We start from the raw sequence: 14,888 nt of genomic DNA, 5'->3' as shown, positions 1-14,888 counted from the left end.
CCCGGGCGGGGGCGCCCCCCCTTTCCCCCCGGGGGGGCGGGCGGCGCGGGGGGGGGGGGGGCCCGCGGCGGCGCCCCCCCACGCCCTGGCTTACTTGCCTGCGCTCATCAGCAGATGCCCCCGGCGGAACCGTTCCCCCTCGCCTGGCTCACGCAGCATCCGGCCGACCTCGGTGAAGCCGACCTCACCCGCCAGCCCCGCGAGCTCGTCGATCGGCCATCGGTAGGCTGTCGCCACCTTGTGGTCGAACGCCGTGGTCGGCTCACCTTCCGACTCGAAGAAGGCGAGCAGAAGAGTTCCGCCGGGCGCGAGCACCCGACGGAACTCGGCGAAGTACGGGGGCACGTCCTGCGGTGGGGTGTGAATCACCGAATACCAGGACACGATGCCCTGCAACTGGCCATCGGCCATGTCCAGGGCGTCCATGGAACCGACCTCGAACCGCAGGTCCGGGTATGTCCCACGGGCGAGATCGATCATCACGGGCGACAGGTCGAGGCCGAAGACGTCCAGCCCCAGATCCCGCAGGTGTGCAGTGGTACGTCCAGGGCCGCAGCCCAGCTCGGCGACGGGACCGGAGCCGGCGGCCCGCACTATCTCGGCGAACGCGGCGAGCACCGCGCGATCCAGCGGAAGACCGTCGAGTGCATTGCGGGAGAGCTCGTCATAGAGGACGGCGACGGCATCGTAGGCATCCGCTGTCGCACGGTGATGCGAGGAGAGTTCAGTCACAAGCGAGGACACTAGAGCCTTCCCAACGCTGACGGCCAACCATCGGACAAGCCCCACTGGCGACTACTCGAAGCGACCGGGGCGCCCTCTGCATCGCACGCGACAGTGCCGCTGACACCGGCGCTGAGCTGCACAAACCGGCCTCCACTCGCCTCGCGCCACACGGTTGCCCCCAGAAGCGACGAGACCGACGACAACCAGCGGCCCGCCCGGCCCCGTCGGCCAACGAACGGCCGGCCGAGGGTGCTTGCCTGCCGGTCGTTTCGTCGAGCGACCTACCACTCAGCCGACCACGGGACACCTAAACGGCGTCGAGTTCGGCCAACTCCGCTGCGGTGAGCTTCAGATCGGCCGCTGCGGCCGAGTCGCGGATGGTCGCCGGCCGGGTCGATCCGGGGATCGGGATGACGACAGGGGACATGGCCAACTCCCATGTCAGGCACACCTGTTGGGGACTGACCCCGCGCTCCTCGGCGATCCGCGCGAACGCGGCGTCCGATGAACCCAGGTCGGCCGCACGGGAGATCCCGCCCAGCGGGCTGTACGGCAGGAAGGCGATCCCCAGCTCAGTGCACAGTCGCAACTGCGGCTCGCTGTCGCGCGCAGCCGGCGAGAAGTTGTTCTGTACGGACACCAGCCGCTCGCCGAGGATCCCATGGGCTTCGCGGAGTTGGTCGGAGCTCACATTCGAGATGCCGACCGCACGGATCTTGCCCGCGTCGTACAAGTCGCGCATCGCCCCCACCGAGTCGGCGTAGGGGACATTCGGGTCCGGCACATGCAGCTGGTAGAGGCCGATGGAGTCCCCGCCCAACCTCTTGAGCGAGTCCTCGCACGCCTTCCGCAGCGTCGCGGGATCCCCGTTGAAGGACCACGAGCCGTCGGCTCCGCGTGCCGCCCCGCCCTTCGTACCGACCAGCACCTCGGAGGTGTCACCGCCGTACGCGGCGAGTGCGCGGGCGATCAGCGACTCGTTGTGGCCGGCCTCAGAGGAGTTCAGGCAGTACGAGACGGCCGTGTCGATGAACGAGATCCCGGCGTCGAGCGCGGCATGGACAGTCGCGACGGCGCGCTCCTCATCCGGCCGGCCCTCGATGGAGAGCGGCATCCCACCGAGCCCGATGGCGCTGACCGTGGCACTGCCGATGCGGCGATTATGCATTTCCCTACCCCCTGGAGCGACGCGATGCGAGGCGATGCGACGCCCGCGACCTTACGCTTCGAGGCTCGTGTCCACAGCTGTTCCCCGGATACGCCCGGCGGTGGGCGTACATGCCGGGACGAGCGGACAGAGCGCACCGTAAGCGCGGCAGCTGGCACGTTTCCGGCGGTCCCGCGGCGCCACGAAAATCCGCCGGACAGGCCCTCTGGGCACCTCGGGCGTTCAGAAAGTACCGGTCAGGCCCTCGATCGCCGTCCGGGCCCACTCCTGCGCCCCCGCCGCCGTACCGGCCACCACGCCGGTGGCGACCGGGGCCAGCGTTCCCCTGAGCGTGGCGAGTGCGCGGCGGAGCCGGCCTTGTTCGGGAGGCGTCGGCTCGGTGATCGTCGCGAGCACCTCTCTGGCCGCGGCCTCGGTGTCCTCGCGGTCCTGATCGGCGAGGCCGGCCCGGGGCAGCTCCCGGAGCAGGTCGGTGACCAGGGCGGCGAGCGCCTCGAAGCCCGGCGCGGCCGTGCTGTCGTTCTGTTGGCGCTGGGTGACCGTGTGGTTGTTCCAGGCGAACTGGGCGCCGGAAACCGCGGCGTGGAACACCGGCCCGGCGGCGTTGTTGGGGTTGTTGGGGTTGTTGGGGTTGTTGGGGTTGTTGGGGTTGTTGGGGGTCTGTGGATCGTTCATGTGCGGGATCCGTCCTCGTCGGTCTGCTGCTGGATGACGTGGTGGTTGTTCCACGCCAGCTGAGCGCCGTTGACTGCGGCGTTGAAGACCGGGCCGTGGAAGTTGTTGACGGTCGTCGGCGGGGGCTCGGCGGGCTTCGTCTGCTGCGTGACGACCGCCAGTGACGTGCGGAGCGAGACCAGTTCGACGCGGCCGTTGTCCTGCACAGCCACCCCCTGTGTGCCGTCCACGGAACAGTCCGCCAGCCGGCCGGCACACCTCTCGTCGAAGCTCGCCCCCGCGGCCGCACAGTCGACGAACTCACTGTTCGCGACGTCCAGATAGGCGGAGCCCAGCCCGCAGAGGCCGAACGCCTCCGAGCCGGTCACGGTGAGGTTCCGCGCGACGAACCGCGCCGCGCCGAACCCGATGGCCCCACCGGCGCTCACCTCTTTGACGTCACAGCCGTACGCGAACAACTGGGCGTCCTCGCCGACGCCGAAGCCCAGGCGCCCGCGCTCCGCCACCACGCCCTTGAGCGTGACCCGGGAGTGACCGAGCACCTCCGCCGCGGACATGTCGAAGTCCCGGAATCCGGAGTCGGAGACCTCGGCCGTGGTGCCCACGCCACCCCGGGTCTCCAGGCCCGACGGGCAGCGCTCCACGAGGACGTGCTCGAACACGGCCTTGGCCTCGTCGCAGACCCGCAGCGCGACGCTCGTCAGGTCACCGATCTCGACCCGGGCGAAGCGGCCCCTGGCGGCGTCGGTGACGGCGATGCCGACGTTGCCTCCCGAGATGCGGCAGCCGTGGACCTCAGGGGCCCCGCCCTGGGTCGAGAAGACCGCGACGTTCCCCGCGGCGAAGACCTCGCACTCCTCGAACCTGCCGCGGCCCGACGTCTGGACGTTGATGCCGGTGTCGCGGCACGCGGTGAACGTACAACCGCGCACCACCGGGTCGGCGCCACTCGCCACCGCGATGCCGTGTTGTGCGTCGGTGACGCGCGTGCCGTCCACGGAGCCCCTGGACTGCTCGATGAACAGGATCGCCTCGGCGTCCACGGCGTGGATCGCGCAGTCGGTCACGGTGAGTTCGGCCTGTGTGTCCGCCACGATGGCCGCCTTCCCGGTGCCGGTCAGCTCGCACCCGGTGACCTCGGCCCGCGCATCGCTGACGCGTACGCCGTGGATGCGGCTGCCGCCGATCCAGCTGTCGCGGACCACGACGTGGGCGCCTTCGATCACCGCGACGGCATTGTCGGCGGCATCGCTGAACCGGCACCGTTCGATGAGTCCGTCGGCGCCGACGAACAGCGTCCGGCCGTGCCTGATCTTGCTGTCCCGCAGCGTCACGGTGGTGTTCGGCCGCGCCCGCACGCTGATGCCGTTGGGTGCCTGGACCTCCGTGTGTTCCAACGTGAGCGTTCCCGCCTGGCAGCTGACGACGTCGGCGTCGCGGCCGATCAGCACGAGGCCATGGACGCGAACCGACCCGAAGGCGTCGAGGACGGCCCCGCGAGGCCGACGCACCACCACGGAGCCCGGACCGTCGATCGCGACCAACTCGACCTCGCCCCGGACGGTGAGCGCCTCCTCGTAGCGGCCCGGCGGGATCTCGACGCGCGCCGGTCGGCCCCGTCCGGCCGCGGCGGCGAGGGCGGAGGCGATGTCGGGGTAGGCGCGACGACCGCCCCGCGGCGATACGACGTACCTCGCGACCATCTCGACTTCCCCCACGCAGCCCATTTGGAGCCGTCGATGCTACCCGAACGGCGGGCCGGGACGGAGCCGTTGGCGGGGCCGAGCCGGGCCGGGCGGGGCCGAGCCCGGCCGGGGCCAGCAAGCCCGGTCCTACGCCCGCAGTTGGGCAAGGGACCGGGCAGCACGCGCATCCAGCTCAGCCCCCCTCACACACCAGTCACCCCCACAACTCGGTCACCCCCACAACTCGGTCACCCTCACAACTCGGCGCCCCTCACCATTGGACGGGCACGTGACGAGGGCCGCGCAGCATGGCGTTCTGCCGGTAGGGGGGCGGGTCCTGGACCAGGCGTGCCGTGGTCAGGCGGGGCATCAGCGCGCCGAGTGCGGTATCGGCTTCGATGCGGGCGAGTGGTGCGCCGTAGCACAGGTGGATACCGCTGCCGAAGGCGAGGTGCTCGTTGTCCGGGCGGGTGGGGTCGAAACGGTCGGGCTCGTGGAACCGCCTGGGATCGCGATTGCCTGAGGCCAATACCAGGATGACGGACGTGCCTGCGGGGATCGTGGTGCCGGCGACCTCGATGTCCGCCAGGGGGACTCGCTCCCGCATCTGTACCGGGGGTTCATAACGCAGCAGTTCCTCCACGGCTCTTGGCAGCAGGGCGGGTTCGCCGTGCAGCCGGTTCAGGTGCTCGGGCTGGCGCAGCAGTGTGAGCACCCCGTTGGTGATCAGGTTGACCGTGGTCTCGTGCCCCGCGATGAGCAACAGCGTGGCGGTTGCCGCGAGTTCCTCGGGGGTGAGCCGTAGGGACGGATCCGGCTCGTTGACGAAGGCGGAGAGCATGTCGCCGGTCGGGTTGCCATGGCGCCGCCCGGCGAGGTCCAGCAGGTACTGGTTCATGTCGATCCGGGCCTGATTACCCGCCTGGTCCTGCTCCGTGGTGTCCTCGTCCGGCCGCATGTCGGCGGATGCGACCAGTGCGTCGGCCCATCCCCGGAACAACGGTTCGTCCTCGCGCGGTACGCCGAGCAGACGGCAGATCACGGTGACCGGCAGCGGGTAGGCGAAATCGTCCACGATGTCGATCTGCCGACCGGTCGGGAGCGCCTCCACCAGTTCCGTCGTGATCCGGGCGATCTCCTCGCGCATGGCATTGACCCGGCCCGGGCTGTGCGGCGGGCCGAACGGCCGCATGGCCAGCCTGCGCAACCTGTGGTGCTCGGGGTCGTCGAGCCGCAGGAACGACGGGTCCTTCGTCTCCTTGGACGGCGACGAGGCGGTACGAGAGCGCTCATCGGCACTCATCCGCGGGTCGTGGAGCAGAGCGGCGAGGTGATGGTAGGTGCCGACCAGATAGCTGCCGTCCGCCTGCCGCACCGCGGGACCGGCCTCGCGGAGCTCCGTGTACAGCGGGTAGGGATCAGGGCGGTTCGCGTAGTCGGTGATGCGGGACAGCAGGGTCTCGGAGTCCATGGTGGCTCCTGGTGGTGGGACGGGAGGTGGCTCAGCGGGTGGGCTGCACCACCATCAGCCGGCGATCGGGCAGATGACCGGTGAGCGCCACGACGGGCTCGTGAGACAGCCCTTTGGGGTCCGGCACGTCGGACGGAATCGGGATGTCGGCCGTGAGTGCACGGTCCGCCGCGCCCGGTGGGGGCGGGAACGGGGCCGCCGTCTCGATCAGATGGCGGTAGTAGTCGAGTGCCTTGGCCATGTCGACGGTGACGGCCGCGGTGACCCGTCCTCGGTAGCCGTACACCATTGCCAGGCGGCTCGCCTCCAGGGAGCCCTGGGCGATGACCACGTGGTCGGAGTAGGTGGGCACGCCCACCGACTTGATGTTGAGCCCGAACTGGGTCGACCAGAACGTCGGAATGGTGAGGTGAGGGCGCTGGAGGGGCCCCGGACTGACCATGTTGTGGGCCGCCACCTCGGCCTGTGCGACGGCGTTGCCCCAGTGCTCCAGGGACAGCATCTCGTACCCGAACAACGGATGGGGGAACCGGGAGACGTCACCGGCCACGAAGACGTCGTCGGTGACGATCCCGTACATGTTGAACGCCCGGCAGCCGGCGTCGCAGGCGATCCCGCGCGGGCCCGCCGCCAGCCCGGACTCCGCCAGCCACTCGACGTTGCGGACCGCTCCCAAGGCCACGACGCAGACGTCCGCCTCGACCCGGGTGCCGTCGGACAGGTCGGCGCCGGTGAAGCGGCCGCTCCCGTCCCCGTGCAGGGCGGTGACCGTCACCCCGCAACGCAGGTCCACGCCGTGCTCGCGATGCATCAGGGCCGCAAGCCTCGACAGCGTCCCGCCGAGCGCACCCACCAGAGGGGCGGGGCCGCGTTCGGCGACGGTGACGTCCAGTCCGCGTTCCCGGCAGGCCGAGGCGATCTCCGAGCCGGTGAACCCGGCGCCGATCACCAGCACCCGCCGCGGCCCGGCGGCCAGCGCCTCGGCCAGCCCCTCGGCTTCGTCGATGGTGCGCAGGGTGAAGACCCCTTGCAGGGCGCCCTCCTCCGGGTTGGGCCAGGGACGCGCCCGGGTCCCGGTGGCGATCAGCACCCGGTCGTACGACAGTGACTCGCCGTCGGCGAGCAGCACCTGTTTCGCGAGCAGGTTCAGGCCGGTGGCGGCTACTCCCAGCCGCCACTCGGCGTCCGGGTCCCGGCGCATCGGCAGCCCCGTGGTGTCCGCCGGCACAGGGCCGAGCAGCACCTGCTTGGAGAGCGGAGGCCGGTCGTAGGGAGGACGGGGCTCGTCGCCCACCACGGTGAGTGAGCCGGCGAACCCCTCCTCGCGCAGTGTCTCCGCGGCTCTCAGCCCTGCCAGCGACGCACCCACGATGACGATGCGACCGGACCGCAGATCATTCGGCACCGGCGCTCACCTCCCTGCCGATGAGGATGGCCTGGACGGGGCAGGCAGCCGCGGCCTGGCGCACCCGCTCCAACTGATCGTCGGGTACGGCCGGGGCGTAGAGCAGCCCCTCCTCCCCGTGCAGCTGGAACACGTCGGGTGCGAGGAACACACACTGCGCGTAGCCCTGACAGCGCGTGAGATCCACAACTATTTGCATCCCCACCGCTCCCTCCGTCGCTCGCCCCCTCCGTTCCATCATGGTCCGCACCGCTAACGCTCGCCATGCCGGCCTCGGCAGGGCGGACCAGCGGGGTGCGGCGGCGAAGTCGGCGAGGAGACGGAGACGGCCCGTGGTGGCTGCGGTGCGGTTGGTGACGCACCACGGGGGCTTGGGCGAAAGGGCCATCTCCCCGTGCAGGACCGCTCGGCGCACCGGGCGGAAGGGGCCCCGTACGACCGCGCGCTTCGGACCGTCCAGGTGGAGGGCGTCGAGTGCGGGTCCGAGTGCGGCGATGGTGCGGGGTACGGGGGGCGTGGGCAGGTTCGCGCCGAGTGTGCCGGTGCACTTCTCGTGCGCGGTGCGGACGGCTCGGTCGAGGAACTGCCGTGGTGCGCCGGGTAGTTCGAGAACCGTAAGGACCGGGGCGAAGTCCTCGGCGGTCAGGGCCGGTTCGGGCTCCGCGTGGTCGAGGTGCGTGAGCAGCAGCCGGCACCCGCCGACTGGCCGCCGTTGCTTGCCTTGGTGAGGTCGGCCGCCTTCTCCGCGGCCGTGGTCGTGGGCGCGTTGGTGTTCCCGCGCGTCACCGTCGGGAACACCGAGGCATCGACGACCCGCAGACCCGTCGCGTCGGACAGGCGCGGTGCGGCGTCGACCACCGCGCCGATGGCACGGGTCGACGTCGGGTGATACTGCGGCTGGCCGGACCGCTGCGCCGGGCGAGGAGGTCCGCGTCGGAGTGCGAGGCGCCGGCGCGTCGCCGTAGGGCCGGTGACGAGGTCGGCCAGGTGCCGGCGGTCTCCAAGAACGCACCCCGGTCTCCGAACTTCGTGGCCGGGGTGGCGCGGCGGGGCCGCCGTCGGCGGGGCGGATACTCCGTTCGGGTGGGCGGCGCCACGGCACTGCCCGCGGAGTCGCGGGTCCTTGCGGCCGTCGGTGGATCGCTTACGGATTGCGGAGCCCTGCGCCCCGAGCGGCGGGGACATCGCCCGAGGACCGTCCATCGCGATGGAGAAACCTCGTGAACGACGGTGCAGCGGGCACCTCTCGGCCCGATACTTGATCCGTCGAGGCAGTCCCATAGGAAGGTCACCCGATTGGCTGATAACTCATCAGGAAGGTCGACATGGGGTTCAGTATCTGTCCCGTCAGCCCCCGCGTCCGGGCGCCCTGGAGCGACCGGATCGGGAACCAGCGAAACCTCGTATGACCTGGGAAGGCCCGGGTCGCGGTCATGCTTGCCAAGCGCCCTGGGAGGTACCCGTGAAGATGTTGATCAACGTCGCCGAGACCGTGGTGGCGGATGCCCTGCGGGGGATGGCCACGGCGCACCCGGAGCTGGTGGTGGACGTGGCGAACCGGGTGGTCGTGCGGCGGGACGCGCCGGTGGCCGGGAAGGTGGCGCTGGTCTCCGGCGGGGGGAGCGGGCACGAGCCGTTGCACGGGGGGTTCGTGGGGCCGGGGATGCTGGATGCGGCGTGTCCGGGCGAGGTGTTCACCTCGCCGGTGCCGGATCAGATGGTGCGGGCCGCGGCGGCGGTGGACTCCGGGCGCGGGGTGCTCTTCGTGGTGAAGAACTACACCGGTGACGTGCTGAATTTCCAGATGGCGGCGGAGCTGGCGGAGGACGAGGGGGTGCAGGTCGCCAGCGTGCTGGTCGATGACGATGTCGCGGTGCGCGACTCGACCTTCACCGCGGGGCGGCGCGGGACCGGGGCGACGCTGTTCGTGGAGAAGATCGCGGGGGCCGCGGCCGAGGAAGGGATGCCGCTGGAGCGGGTGGAGGCGGTGGCCCGCCGGGTCGTGGCGTCGTCACGGAGTTTCGGGGTGGCACTGAGTCCGTGCTCGACACCCGCCAAGGGCGGCCCGACATTTGAACTACCGCCCGGTGAGCTGGAGTTGGGGGTCGGAATCCACGGCGAGCCGGGGCGGGAGCGGCGGGCGATGATGACCTCGCACGAGATCGCGGACGTCGCGGTGGATGCGGTCCTGACGGATCTGCAGCCGCAGTTGCCGGTGCTGGTGCTGGTGAACGGGATGGGGGCGACGCCGCTGCTGGAGCTGTACGGCTTCAGCGCGGAGGTGCGCCGGGTGCTCGACGAGCGCGGGGTGACGGTGGCCCGTACGTTGGTGGGGAACTATGTGACGTCACTGGACATGGCCGGGGCCTCGGTGACGTTGTGTCAGGTCGACGGGGAACTGCTGCGACTGTGGGACGCGCCGGTGGTGACGGCCGGACTGCGGTGGGGGCGGTAGGCGGTGGAGTGGTGGACGCTGGTGGGTGTCGCTCGTGCAGAGGGGTGATGGTGTGGTGGACACAACGCTTGACGGTGCGTTCTTCGTGCGGTGGATGGCCGCGGCGGCCGGTCTGATCGACCGGGAGGCCGAGCGGCTCACCGAGCTGGACTCGGCCATCGGCGATGCCGATCACGGAGCCAATATGCAGCGCGGGTTCGCGGCCGTGGTGAAGACCGTGGAGACCGAACCGCCCGGTGCGCCGGGGGCGGTGCTGGTCGCCGCGGGGCGGCAGCTGATCTCGACGGTGGGCGGTGCGTCGGGGCCGCTGTACGGGACGCTGCTGCGGCGCGCCGGGAAGAGCCTCGGCGAGGCGCCCGAGGTGACGGTGGCGGAGCTCCGGGCGGGGCTGCGGGCCGGCGTGACGTCGGTGCGCGAGCTCGGGGGCGCCGCGCCCGGGGACAAGACCATGATCGATGCGCTGGAGCCGGGCGTGGCGGCGTTGGAGACCTCGCTGGACGCGGCGGCCGCGGCGGCCGAGGAGGGGGCGCGGGCGACCGTGCCGATGCTCGCGAAGAAGGGGCGGGCGAGTTATCTGGGGGAACGCAGCATCGGACACCAGGACCCGGGCGCGACGTCCTCGGCGCTGCTGTTCGCAGCCCTCGCGGAGGTGGCGCGATGAGCGGCGCGGACGCCCTGGTGGGCGTGGTGCTGGTGTCGCACAGCAAGGCGGTCGCGGAGGCGGTCGCGGAGCTGACGGTGGGGCTGGCCGGCCAGGGCGCGAAGGTGCCGGTGGCCGCGGCCGGCGGGACGCCGGACGGCGGGCTGGGGACGAGCTCCGAGCTGATCGCGGCGGCGGCGCGGAAGGTGGACCACGGCGCGGGGGTGGCAGTGCTGGTGGACCTCGGCAGCGCGGTACTGACGGTGAAGGCGATGATCGCGGAGGGCGACGAACTCCCGGCGGACGCCCGGCTGGTGGATGCGCCGTTCGTCGAGGGTGCGGTGGCCGCCGTGGTCAGCGCGTCGGCCGGGGCGGATCTGGCCGCGGTGGTGGCGTCGGCCGAAGAGGCGCACGGGTACCGCAAGGAGTGACGGCCCGGTCCCCGGGGTGTGGGGTCAGGGTTTGCGGGCGACCGCGGCGTAGCAGGCGGCCTCGGCGTCGGTGACGTGGGTGGCGTCCTCGGGGCGGTCGGGGCGCCACTGGTGGGAGAGGGTGACGCCGGGGTCGAGCAGGTCCCAGCCGTCGAAGAAGCGGAGGAACTCGGCGCGGGTGCGGAACTGTAGCTCGGTGCCCGCGTCGCGGTAGATCCCGATGATCCGGGCCATCATGTCGGGGCTGTAGTCCGGGGTGGCGTGGGTCATGGCCAGCGTGCTGCCGCTGGGGAGGGCCGCCTTGAGGGTTTCCACGACGGTGTGCGCGCGGTCGTGGCCGTCGTCGGTGACGAAGTGCATCAGGGCGTTGAGGCTCAGCGCGACCGGCCGGGTCAGATCGAGGGTGGCGCGGAGTTGCGGGGCGGTCAGGATGCTGCCGGGGTCGGTGACGTCGGCCGGTACGTAGGCGGTGCGGCCCTCGGGGGTGCCGCGCAGCAGGGCGGCGGCGTGGGCGAGGACGATGGGGTCGTTGTCGGTGTAGACGATGCGGGCGTCGGGGGCGGCGTGTTGGGCGATCTCGTGGAGGTTGGGCGGGGTGGGGATGCCGGTGCCGATGTCCAGGAACTGGCGGAGGCCGGCGGCGGCGAGGTGCCGGGTGGCCCGGTGCATGAACTCGCGGTTGATGCGGGCGGCCACCAGGGCGGCGGGGAAGACGCCCAGGACGCGGCCGGCGGCCATCCGGTCGGCCAGGAAGTTGGTCTTGCCGCCCAGGAGGTAGTCGTAGATGCGGGCCGAGTGCGCCCGGTCCAGTTGCAGGTCCACCACGGGCTCGTGGTCCTTCATCGCGTGCTGCCTCCCCGTCGCCGGATGCCTCGCCGGCCGGTCGTTCCCCGGTGGGCGCGCCGTCGCGGAGAGCACTGCCCGGTGTGCGCGCGTTCATGCGCCGGGGCGGGTCCGTGCGCCGGGTGCCGGTCGTCGTGCGCCGGGGTGCCGGTGGTCGCGTCGTGGACGTCGGTGCGCGGGTTCTGATCGTTCTCGGTCACGAGTAGTCATGTGCATACGGAGCGCAGGATTATTTGTCGTCCGGTGCCACAAATCAGCGAGGTTTCCTGTTGATTGGAGGGTGAGGGCAACCGCCCTCCCGGCGCGGTCCCCGGTCCTCGGTGGCGCCGCGGCGGTGCACGGCGATCGGAACGAGGACGGCGCGTGAGCACACACCGGGACCGACTTCTGCCGGCCAGGAGGCCGGACCGTGTTGCCCTGCCGGAGATAGCCGTCCCGCAGGAGGCGGGCGGCGAGTTGACGCTCACCTTCCAGGCGTTCTTGACGACCCACGCCCGGAAGTGGCTGGCCTACGCCTATCTGCACACCGGCAGCGAGGCCGCCGCCCGCGAGGTGACCTTGGCGGCGTACGAGCGGCTCGGTCGGGTGTGGCCGCACGCGCTGCGACAGGCGTCGGTGGAGGCGTACGCCTGGGCGGTGCTCAAGGAGCGGGTCATGGAGTGGCTCTACGACCGTCGGCAGCCGACCGCGCTCACCGAGACCGCCGCCTTCGCCGTCGTCGCCCATGCCCTGCTGCGTGAGTGCCAGCAGCAGTTCGCCATGTTGGAGAGCCAGTTGGGGCTCTATGCGGCGATCTCGCGGCTGCCGGAACGGCAGTGCGACGTGATCGTGCTCCGGCATGTCATCGGGTACCGCGACGGGGAGATCGCCGCGCTGCTCGGGGTGGACGAGGTCACCGTGCGTTCGTACGCGAGCCGGGGCAAGCGGAAGCTGGCCGCCGCGCTCGGCATCGATCAGGGATAGCCGGCCGGGTGGCCGGACAGCTCAGCGGGATCAGCGGGAGTCGAACATGGGGGAACGGAAGATGACGAGGGCGTACCGGGATCCGGGTGAGCGGCGGGAGACCGTCGAGACGCTGCTCAGCGCCGCCGCGGCGGTGGCCGGGATCGACGGGCTGGCGGACTTCGGCGCGCTGGACGACGCGGGGGCGCTCGACGGGCTGGGCTGTCTGGCGCCGGCCGCGGCGGGACGGGCGGCGGAGCTGCCGCCCGCGGTGGTGCCGCCGGCGGTCCGGCCCGGGCGGGCCGCCCCCAGCGGGTATCCCACCGCGCGGGACGAGGCCACCCAGGAACTCCAGTTGGCGTGCGCGCTGGTGGTCAATGCGGCGGCGGCCGCGGCGAGCCTGGAGCGGCTGGTGAACGATCACCACATCGACCCGGAGGGGGCGCTGGTCTTCGGGTGCCTGCTGCACATCACCGGGCGGTCAGCGGCGGCGCACTTCTGGTGGCACTTCGGCGCCGGGGCCGGCAGCCGGACCGCGGCGTACTGCCTGTACCTGGCGCACCGTCGGGACGGCGAGTTCCGCGATGCCGCCTACTGGCGCGAGCAGGCCGCGCACGCGCCCGACGAGGAGCCCCGGGCGGTGGCGGCGTTCGACGAGAAGCAGTTGCTGCCGGACGAGGCCCGGCACAACCTGCTCGTCCAGTGGCACAGCGGGCTGGCGCCGACGCTGCCGACCGCACTGGAGAACGTGATCAACCGACTGGTGGTGGAGGGGGACGACGAGGACTTCGGGGTCATCCCCCGCCCGTCACCGACACTGGTGGCGGACCTGGGGCGGGCCCTCCACTGACGTCAACACGCCCGGTTTCAGAGGAAGTCGACACCTTGGGCGAGCGGGAGGTCGGCGGAGTAGTTGACGGTGTTGGTGGCCCGGCGCATATAGGAGCGCCAGGCGTCGGAGCCGGACTCCCGGCCGCCACCGGTGTCCTTCTCGCCGCCGAACGCGCCGCCGATCTCCGCCCCTGAGGTGCCGAGGTTCACGTTGGCGATGCCGCAGTCGGAGCCGTCGGCGGCCAGGAACCGTTCGGCTTCCCGCTGGTCGCGGGTGAAGATGCTGGAGGACAGGCCCTGCGGGACGCCGTTCTGCAGGGCGATGGCCTGGTCGAGGGTGCGGTAGGTCAGGACGTAGAGGATCGGGGCGAAGGTCTCGGTGCGGACGATGTCGGTCTGGTCGGGCATCCGGACGAGGGCGGGCCGGACGTAGGCGGCGTCCGGGGCCTCGGTGGCGAAGCGGCGGTCGCCGCCGGTGAGCACGGTGCCGCCGTCCCGCCGCGCGGCGGCCAGCGCCTCGGTCATGGTGGCGTGTGCGGCGGTGCTGATCAGGGGGCCGACGAGGGTGGCCGGGTGGTAGGGGTCGCCGAGCGGGAGTTGCTCGTAGGCGTGGGCGATGCGCTCGACGAGGCGGTCGGCGAGTTCCTCGTGGACGATCAGTCGGCGCAGCGTGGTGCAGCGCTGGCCGGCGGTGCCGGCGGCGGCGAAGACCGCGCCGCGGACGGTGAGGTCGAGGTCGGCGGAGGAGGCGACGACGGCGGCGTTGTTGCCGCCGAGTTCCAGTAGGCAGCGGCCGAACCGGGCGGCGACCCGCGGCGCCACCCGGCGCCCCATCCGCACCGAGCCGGTCGCACTGACCAGGGCCACCCGGGGGTCGTCGGCGAGCCGTTCGCCGTGTTCCGGTCCGCCGAGCAGCAGGTGGTGGACGCCGGGTGGGGCGCCGGTGTCGGTGGCGGCGCGGGCGAGCAGGGCGGTGCAGGCCAGCGCGGTGAGGGGGGTGAGTTCGGACGGTTTCCAGACCACCGGGTCGCCGCAGACCAGGGCGAGGGCGGTGTTCCAGGACCAGACGGCGACGGGGAAGTTGAAGGCGGAGATCACCCCGGCGACGCCGAGCGGGTGCCAGCTCTCGGAGAGCCGGTGGCCGGGGCGTTCGCCGGCGATGGTCCGGCCGTAGAGCTGTCGGGAGAGGCCGACCGCGAAGTCGCAGATGTCGATCATCTCCCGGACCTCGCCGAGCGCCTCGGAGTGGATCTTGCCGGCTTCGAGGGTGACCAGGTCGGCGAGGTCCTCCTGGTGGGTGGTGAGGAGTTCGCCGAGCCGTTTGACCAGGGCGCCGCGGACCGGGGCCGGGACGGTGCGCCAGGTGAGGAAGGTGCGGTGGGCGTCGGCGAGGGCGGCCTCGGCCTGGTCGGGGGTGGTGGCGGGCAGGTGGGCGAGGACGGCGCCGGTGAGGGGGGTGCGGGCGGCGACCGTGGCGCCGGTTCCGGGGGCCCGCTCCGGGTACGCGTCGAGTCCGGCGGCGCCGCAGCGGCGCAGCGCGGTGGTGGCGCGGGCCCGCAGGGCGTCGGTGTCGGGGAGGCCGAGGGTGGCGGGGTGCGCGCTGACGGTCATCGGTA

Annotated in this window: 15 protein-coding genes; 5 read left to right on the top strand and 10 right to left on the bottom strand. The window is 71.9% G+C overall.

Going from position 1 to position 14,888, the window contains the following annotated elements:
* Positions 1-90: 90 nt before the first annotated feature.
* From ACFVT2_RS16255 to ACFVT2_RS16220, 8 genes are all read right to left on the bottom strand, one after another.
* Complete coding sequence (locus tag ACFVT2_RS16255; protein WP_390017646.1) at positions 91-732, bottom strand: class I SAM-dependent DNA methyltransferase; 642 nt, start codon at positions 730-732, stop codon at positions 91-93.
* Positions 733-1,033: 301 nt separating this feature from the next.
* Entirely contained in the window at positions 1,034-1,894 is an 861-nt protein-coding gene (locus tag ACFVT2_RS16250) for an aldo/keto reductase (RefSeq protein ID WP_390017643.1), read from the bottom strand.
* Positions 1,895-2,116: 222 nt separating this feature from the next.
* The gene (locus tag ACFVT2_RS16245) at positions 2,117-2,569 is read right to left on the bottom strand and encodes a hypothetical protein (protein ID WP_390017641.1); all 453 of its coding nucleotides are present in this window, start codon (positions 2,567-2,569) and stop codon (positions 2,117-2,119) included.
* A complete protein-coding gene (locus ACFVT2_RS16240) occupies positions 2,566-4,272 on the bottom strand; it encodes a right-handed parallel beta-helix repeat-containing protein (RefSeq protein WP_390017638.1) in 1,707 nt (568 codons plus the stop codon). Before ACFVT2_RS16240 ends, ACFVT2_RS16245 begins: the two co-directional genes overlap by 4 nt.
* 253 nt (positions 4,273-4,525) lie before the next feature.
* Positions 4,526-5,725, bottom strand: a complete 1,200-nt coding sequence (locus ACFVT2_RS16235; protein ID WP_390017636.1) for a cytochrome P450 — start codon at positions 5,723-5,725, stop codon at positions 4,526-4,528.
* Between the two features lie 31 nt (positions 5,726-5,756).
* Positions 5,757-7,130 carry an NAD(P)/FAD-dependent oxidoreductase gene (locus tag ACFVT2_RS16230; protein WP_390017634.1) on the bottom strand — a complete coding sequence of 458 codons (1,374 nt, stop codon included), beginning with the start codon at positions 7,128-7,130 and terminating at the stop codon, positions 5,757-5,759.
* Positions 7,120-7,329, bottom strand: coding sequence for a ferredoxin (locus tag ACFVT2_RS16225; RefSeq protein ID WP_390017632.1), 210 nt, complete (start codon positions 7,327-7,329; stop codon positions 7,120-7,122). Before ACFVT2_RS16225 ends, ACFVT2_RS16230 begins: the two co-directional genes overlap by 11 nt.
* 443 nt (positions 7,330-7,772) lie before the next feature.
* The gene (locus tag ACFVT2_RS16220) at positions 7,773-7,988 is read right to left on the bottom strand and encodes a GMC oxidoreductase (RefSeq protein ID WP_390017630.1); all 216 of its coding nucleotides are present in this window, start codon (positions 7,986-7,988) and stop codon (positions 7,773-7,775) included.
* Between the two features lie 604 nt (positions 7,989-8,592).
* On the opposite strand from ACFVT2_RS16220, the gene dhaK reads away from it, so the two are divergent.
* From dhaK to dhaM, 3 genes are read left to right on the top strand one after another with little or no spacing between them, the layout of a single operon-like run.
* Positions 8,593-9,585: a dihydroxyacetone kinase subunit DhaK gene (dhaK, locus tag ACFVT2_RS16215; RefSeq protein WP_390017628.1), complete on the top strand. Its 993-nt coding sequence runs from the start codon at positions 8,593-8,595 to the stop codon at positions 9,583-9,585.
* A gap of 52 nt (positions 9,586-9,637) precedes the next feature.
* Positions 9,638-10,246 (top strand): dihydroxyacetone kinase subunit DhaL, encoded by a 609-nt coding sequence (gene dhaL / locus ACFVT2_RS16210; protein ID WP_390017627.1) that lies wholly within the window; start codon positions 9,638-9,640, stop codon positions 10,244-10,246.
* Positions 10,243-10,656 (top strand): dihydroxyacetone kinase phosphoryl donor subunit DhaM, encoded by a 414-nt coding sequence (dhaM, locus tag ACFVT2_RS16205; RefSeq protein ID WP_390017626.1) that lies wholly within the window; start codon positions 10,243-10,245, stop codon positions 10,654-10,656. Before dhaL ends, dhaM begins: the two co-directional genes overlap by 4 nt.
* Before the next feature lie 24 nt (positions 10,657-10,680).
* Here the strand turns inward: dhaM and ACFVT2_RS16200 are convergent, their stop codons facing one another.
* Positions 10,681-11,499 (bottom strand): SAM-dependent methyltransferase, encoded by an 819-nt coding sequence (locus ACFVT2_RS16200; protein WP_390017625.1) that lies wholly within the window; start codon positions 11,497-11,499, stop codon positions 10,681-10,683.
* Between the two features lie 363 nt (positions 11,500-11,862).
* On the opposite strand from ACFVT2_RS16200, the gene ACFVT2_RS16195 reads away from it, so the two are divergent.
* Positions 11,863-12,462 (top strand): RNA polymerase sigma factor, encoded by a 600-nt coding sequence (locus ACFVT2_RS16195; RefSeq protein WP_390017623.1) that lies wholly within the window; start codon positions 11,863-11,865, stop codon positions 12,460-12,462.
* A 61-nt stretch (positions 12,463-12,523) separates the two neighbouring features.
* A complete protein-coding gene (locus tag ACFVT2_RS16190; RefSeq protein ID WP_390017621.1) occupies positions 12,524-13,291 on the top strand; it encodes a hypothetical protein in 768 nt (255 codons plus the stop codon).
* Between the two features lie 17 nt (positions 13,292-13,308).
* Here ACFVT2_RS16190 and ACFVT2_RS16185 read toward each other — a convergent pair whose 3' ends face one another.
* A complete protein-coding gene (locus tag ACFVT2_RS16185; protein ID WP_390017619.1) occupies positions 13,309-14,883 on the bottom strand; it encodes an aldehyde dehydrogenase family protein in 1,575 nt (524 codons plus the stop codon).
* Positions 14,884-14,888 lie beyond the last annotated feature (5 nt).

This window comes from Streptomyces sp. NPDC058000, assembly GCF_042886435.1.
Taxonomy (GTDB): Bacteria; Actinomycetota; Actinomycetes; order Streptomycetales; family Streptomycetaceae; genus Streptomyces.
The sequence above is the reverse complement of the archived record's forward strand: the minus strand, read 5'-3'. Positions and strand labels throughout refer to the sequence as shown.

Coding starts and splice junctions, on each gene's coding strand:
- ACFVT2_RS16250 (WP_390017643.1), bottom strand. CDS start 1,894: ATGCATAATCGCCGCATCGGCAGTGCCACGGTCAGCGCCATCGGGCTC.
- ACFVT2_RS16185 (WP_390017619.1), bottom strand. CDS start 14,883: ATGACCGTCAGCGCGCACCCCGCCACCCTCGGCCTCCCCGACACCGAC.
- ACFVT2_RS16190 (WP_390017621.1), top strand. CDS start 12,524: ATGACGAGGGCGTACCGGGATCCGGGTGAGCGGCGGGAGACCGTCGAG.
- ACFVT2_RS16245 (WP_390017641.1), bottom strand. CDS start 2,569: ATGAACGATCCACAGACCCCCAACAACCCCAACAACCCCAACAACCCC.
- dhaM (WP_390017626.1), top strand. CDS start 10,243: ATGAGCGGCGCGGACGCCCTGGTGGGCGTGGTGCTGGTGTCGCACAGC.
- ACFVT2_RS16200 (WP_390017625.1), bottom strand. CDS start 11,499: ATGAAGGACCACGAGCCCGTGGTGGACCTGCAACTGGACCGGGCGCAC.
- ACFVT2_RS16225 (WP_390017632.1), bottom strand. CDS start 7,329: ATGCAAATAGTTGTGGATCTCACGCGCTGTCAGGGCTACGCGCAGTGT.
- ACFVT2_RS16235 (WP_390017636.1), bottom strand. CDS start 5,725: ATGGACTCCGAGACCCTGCTGTCCCGCATCACCGACTACGCGAACCGC.
- ACFVT2_RS16240 (WP_390017638.1), bottom strand. CDS start 4,272: ATGGTCGCGAGGTACGTCGTATCGCCGCGGGGCGGTCGTCGCGCCTAC.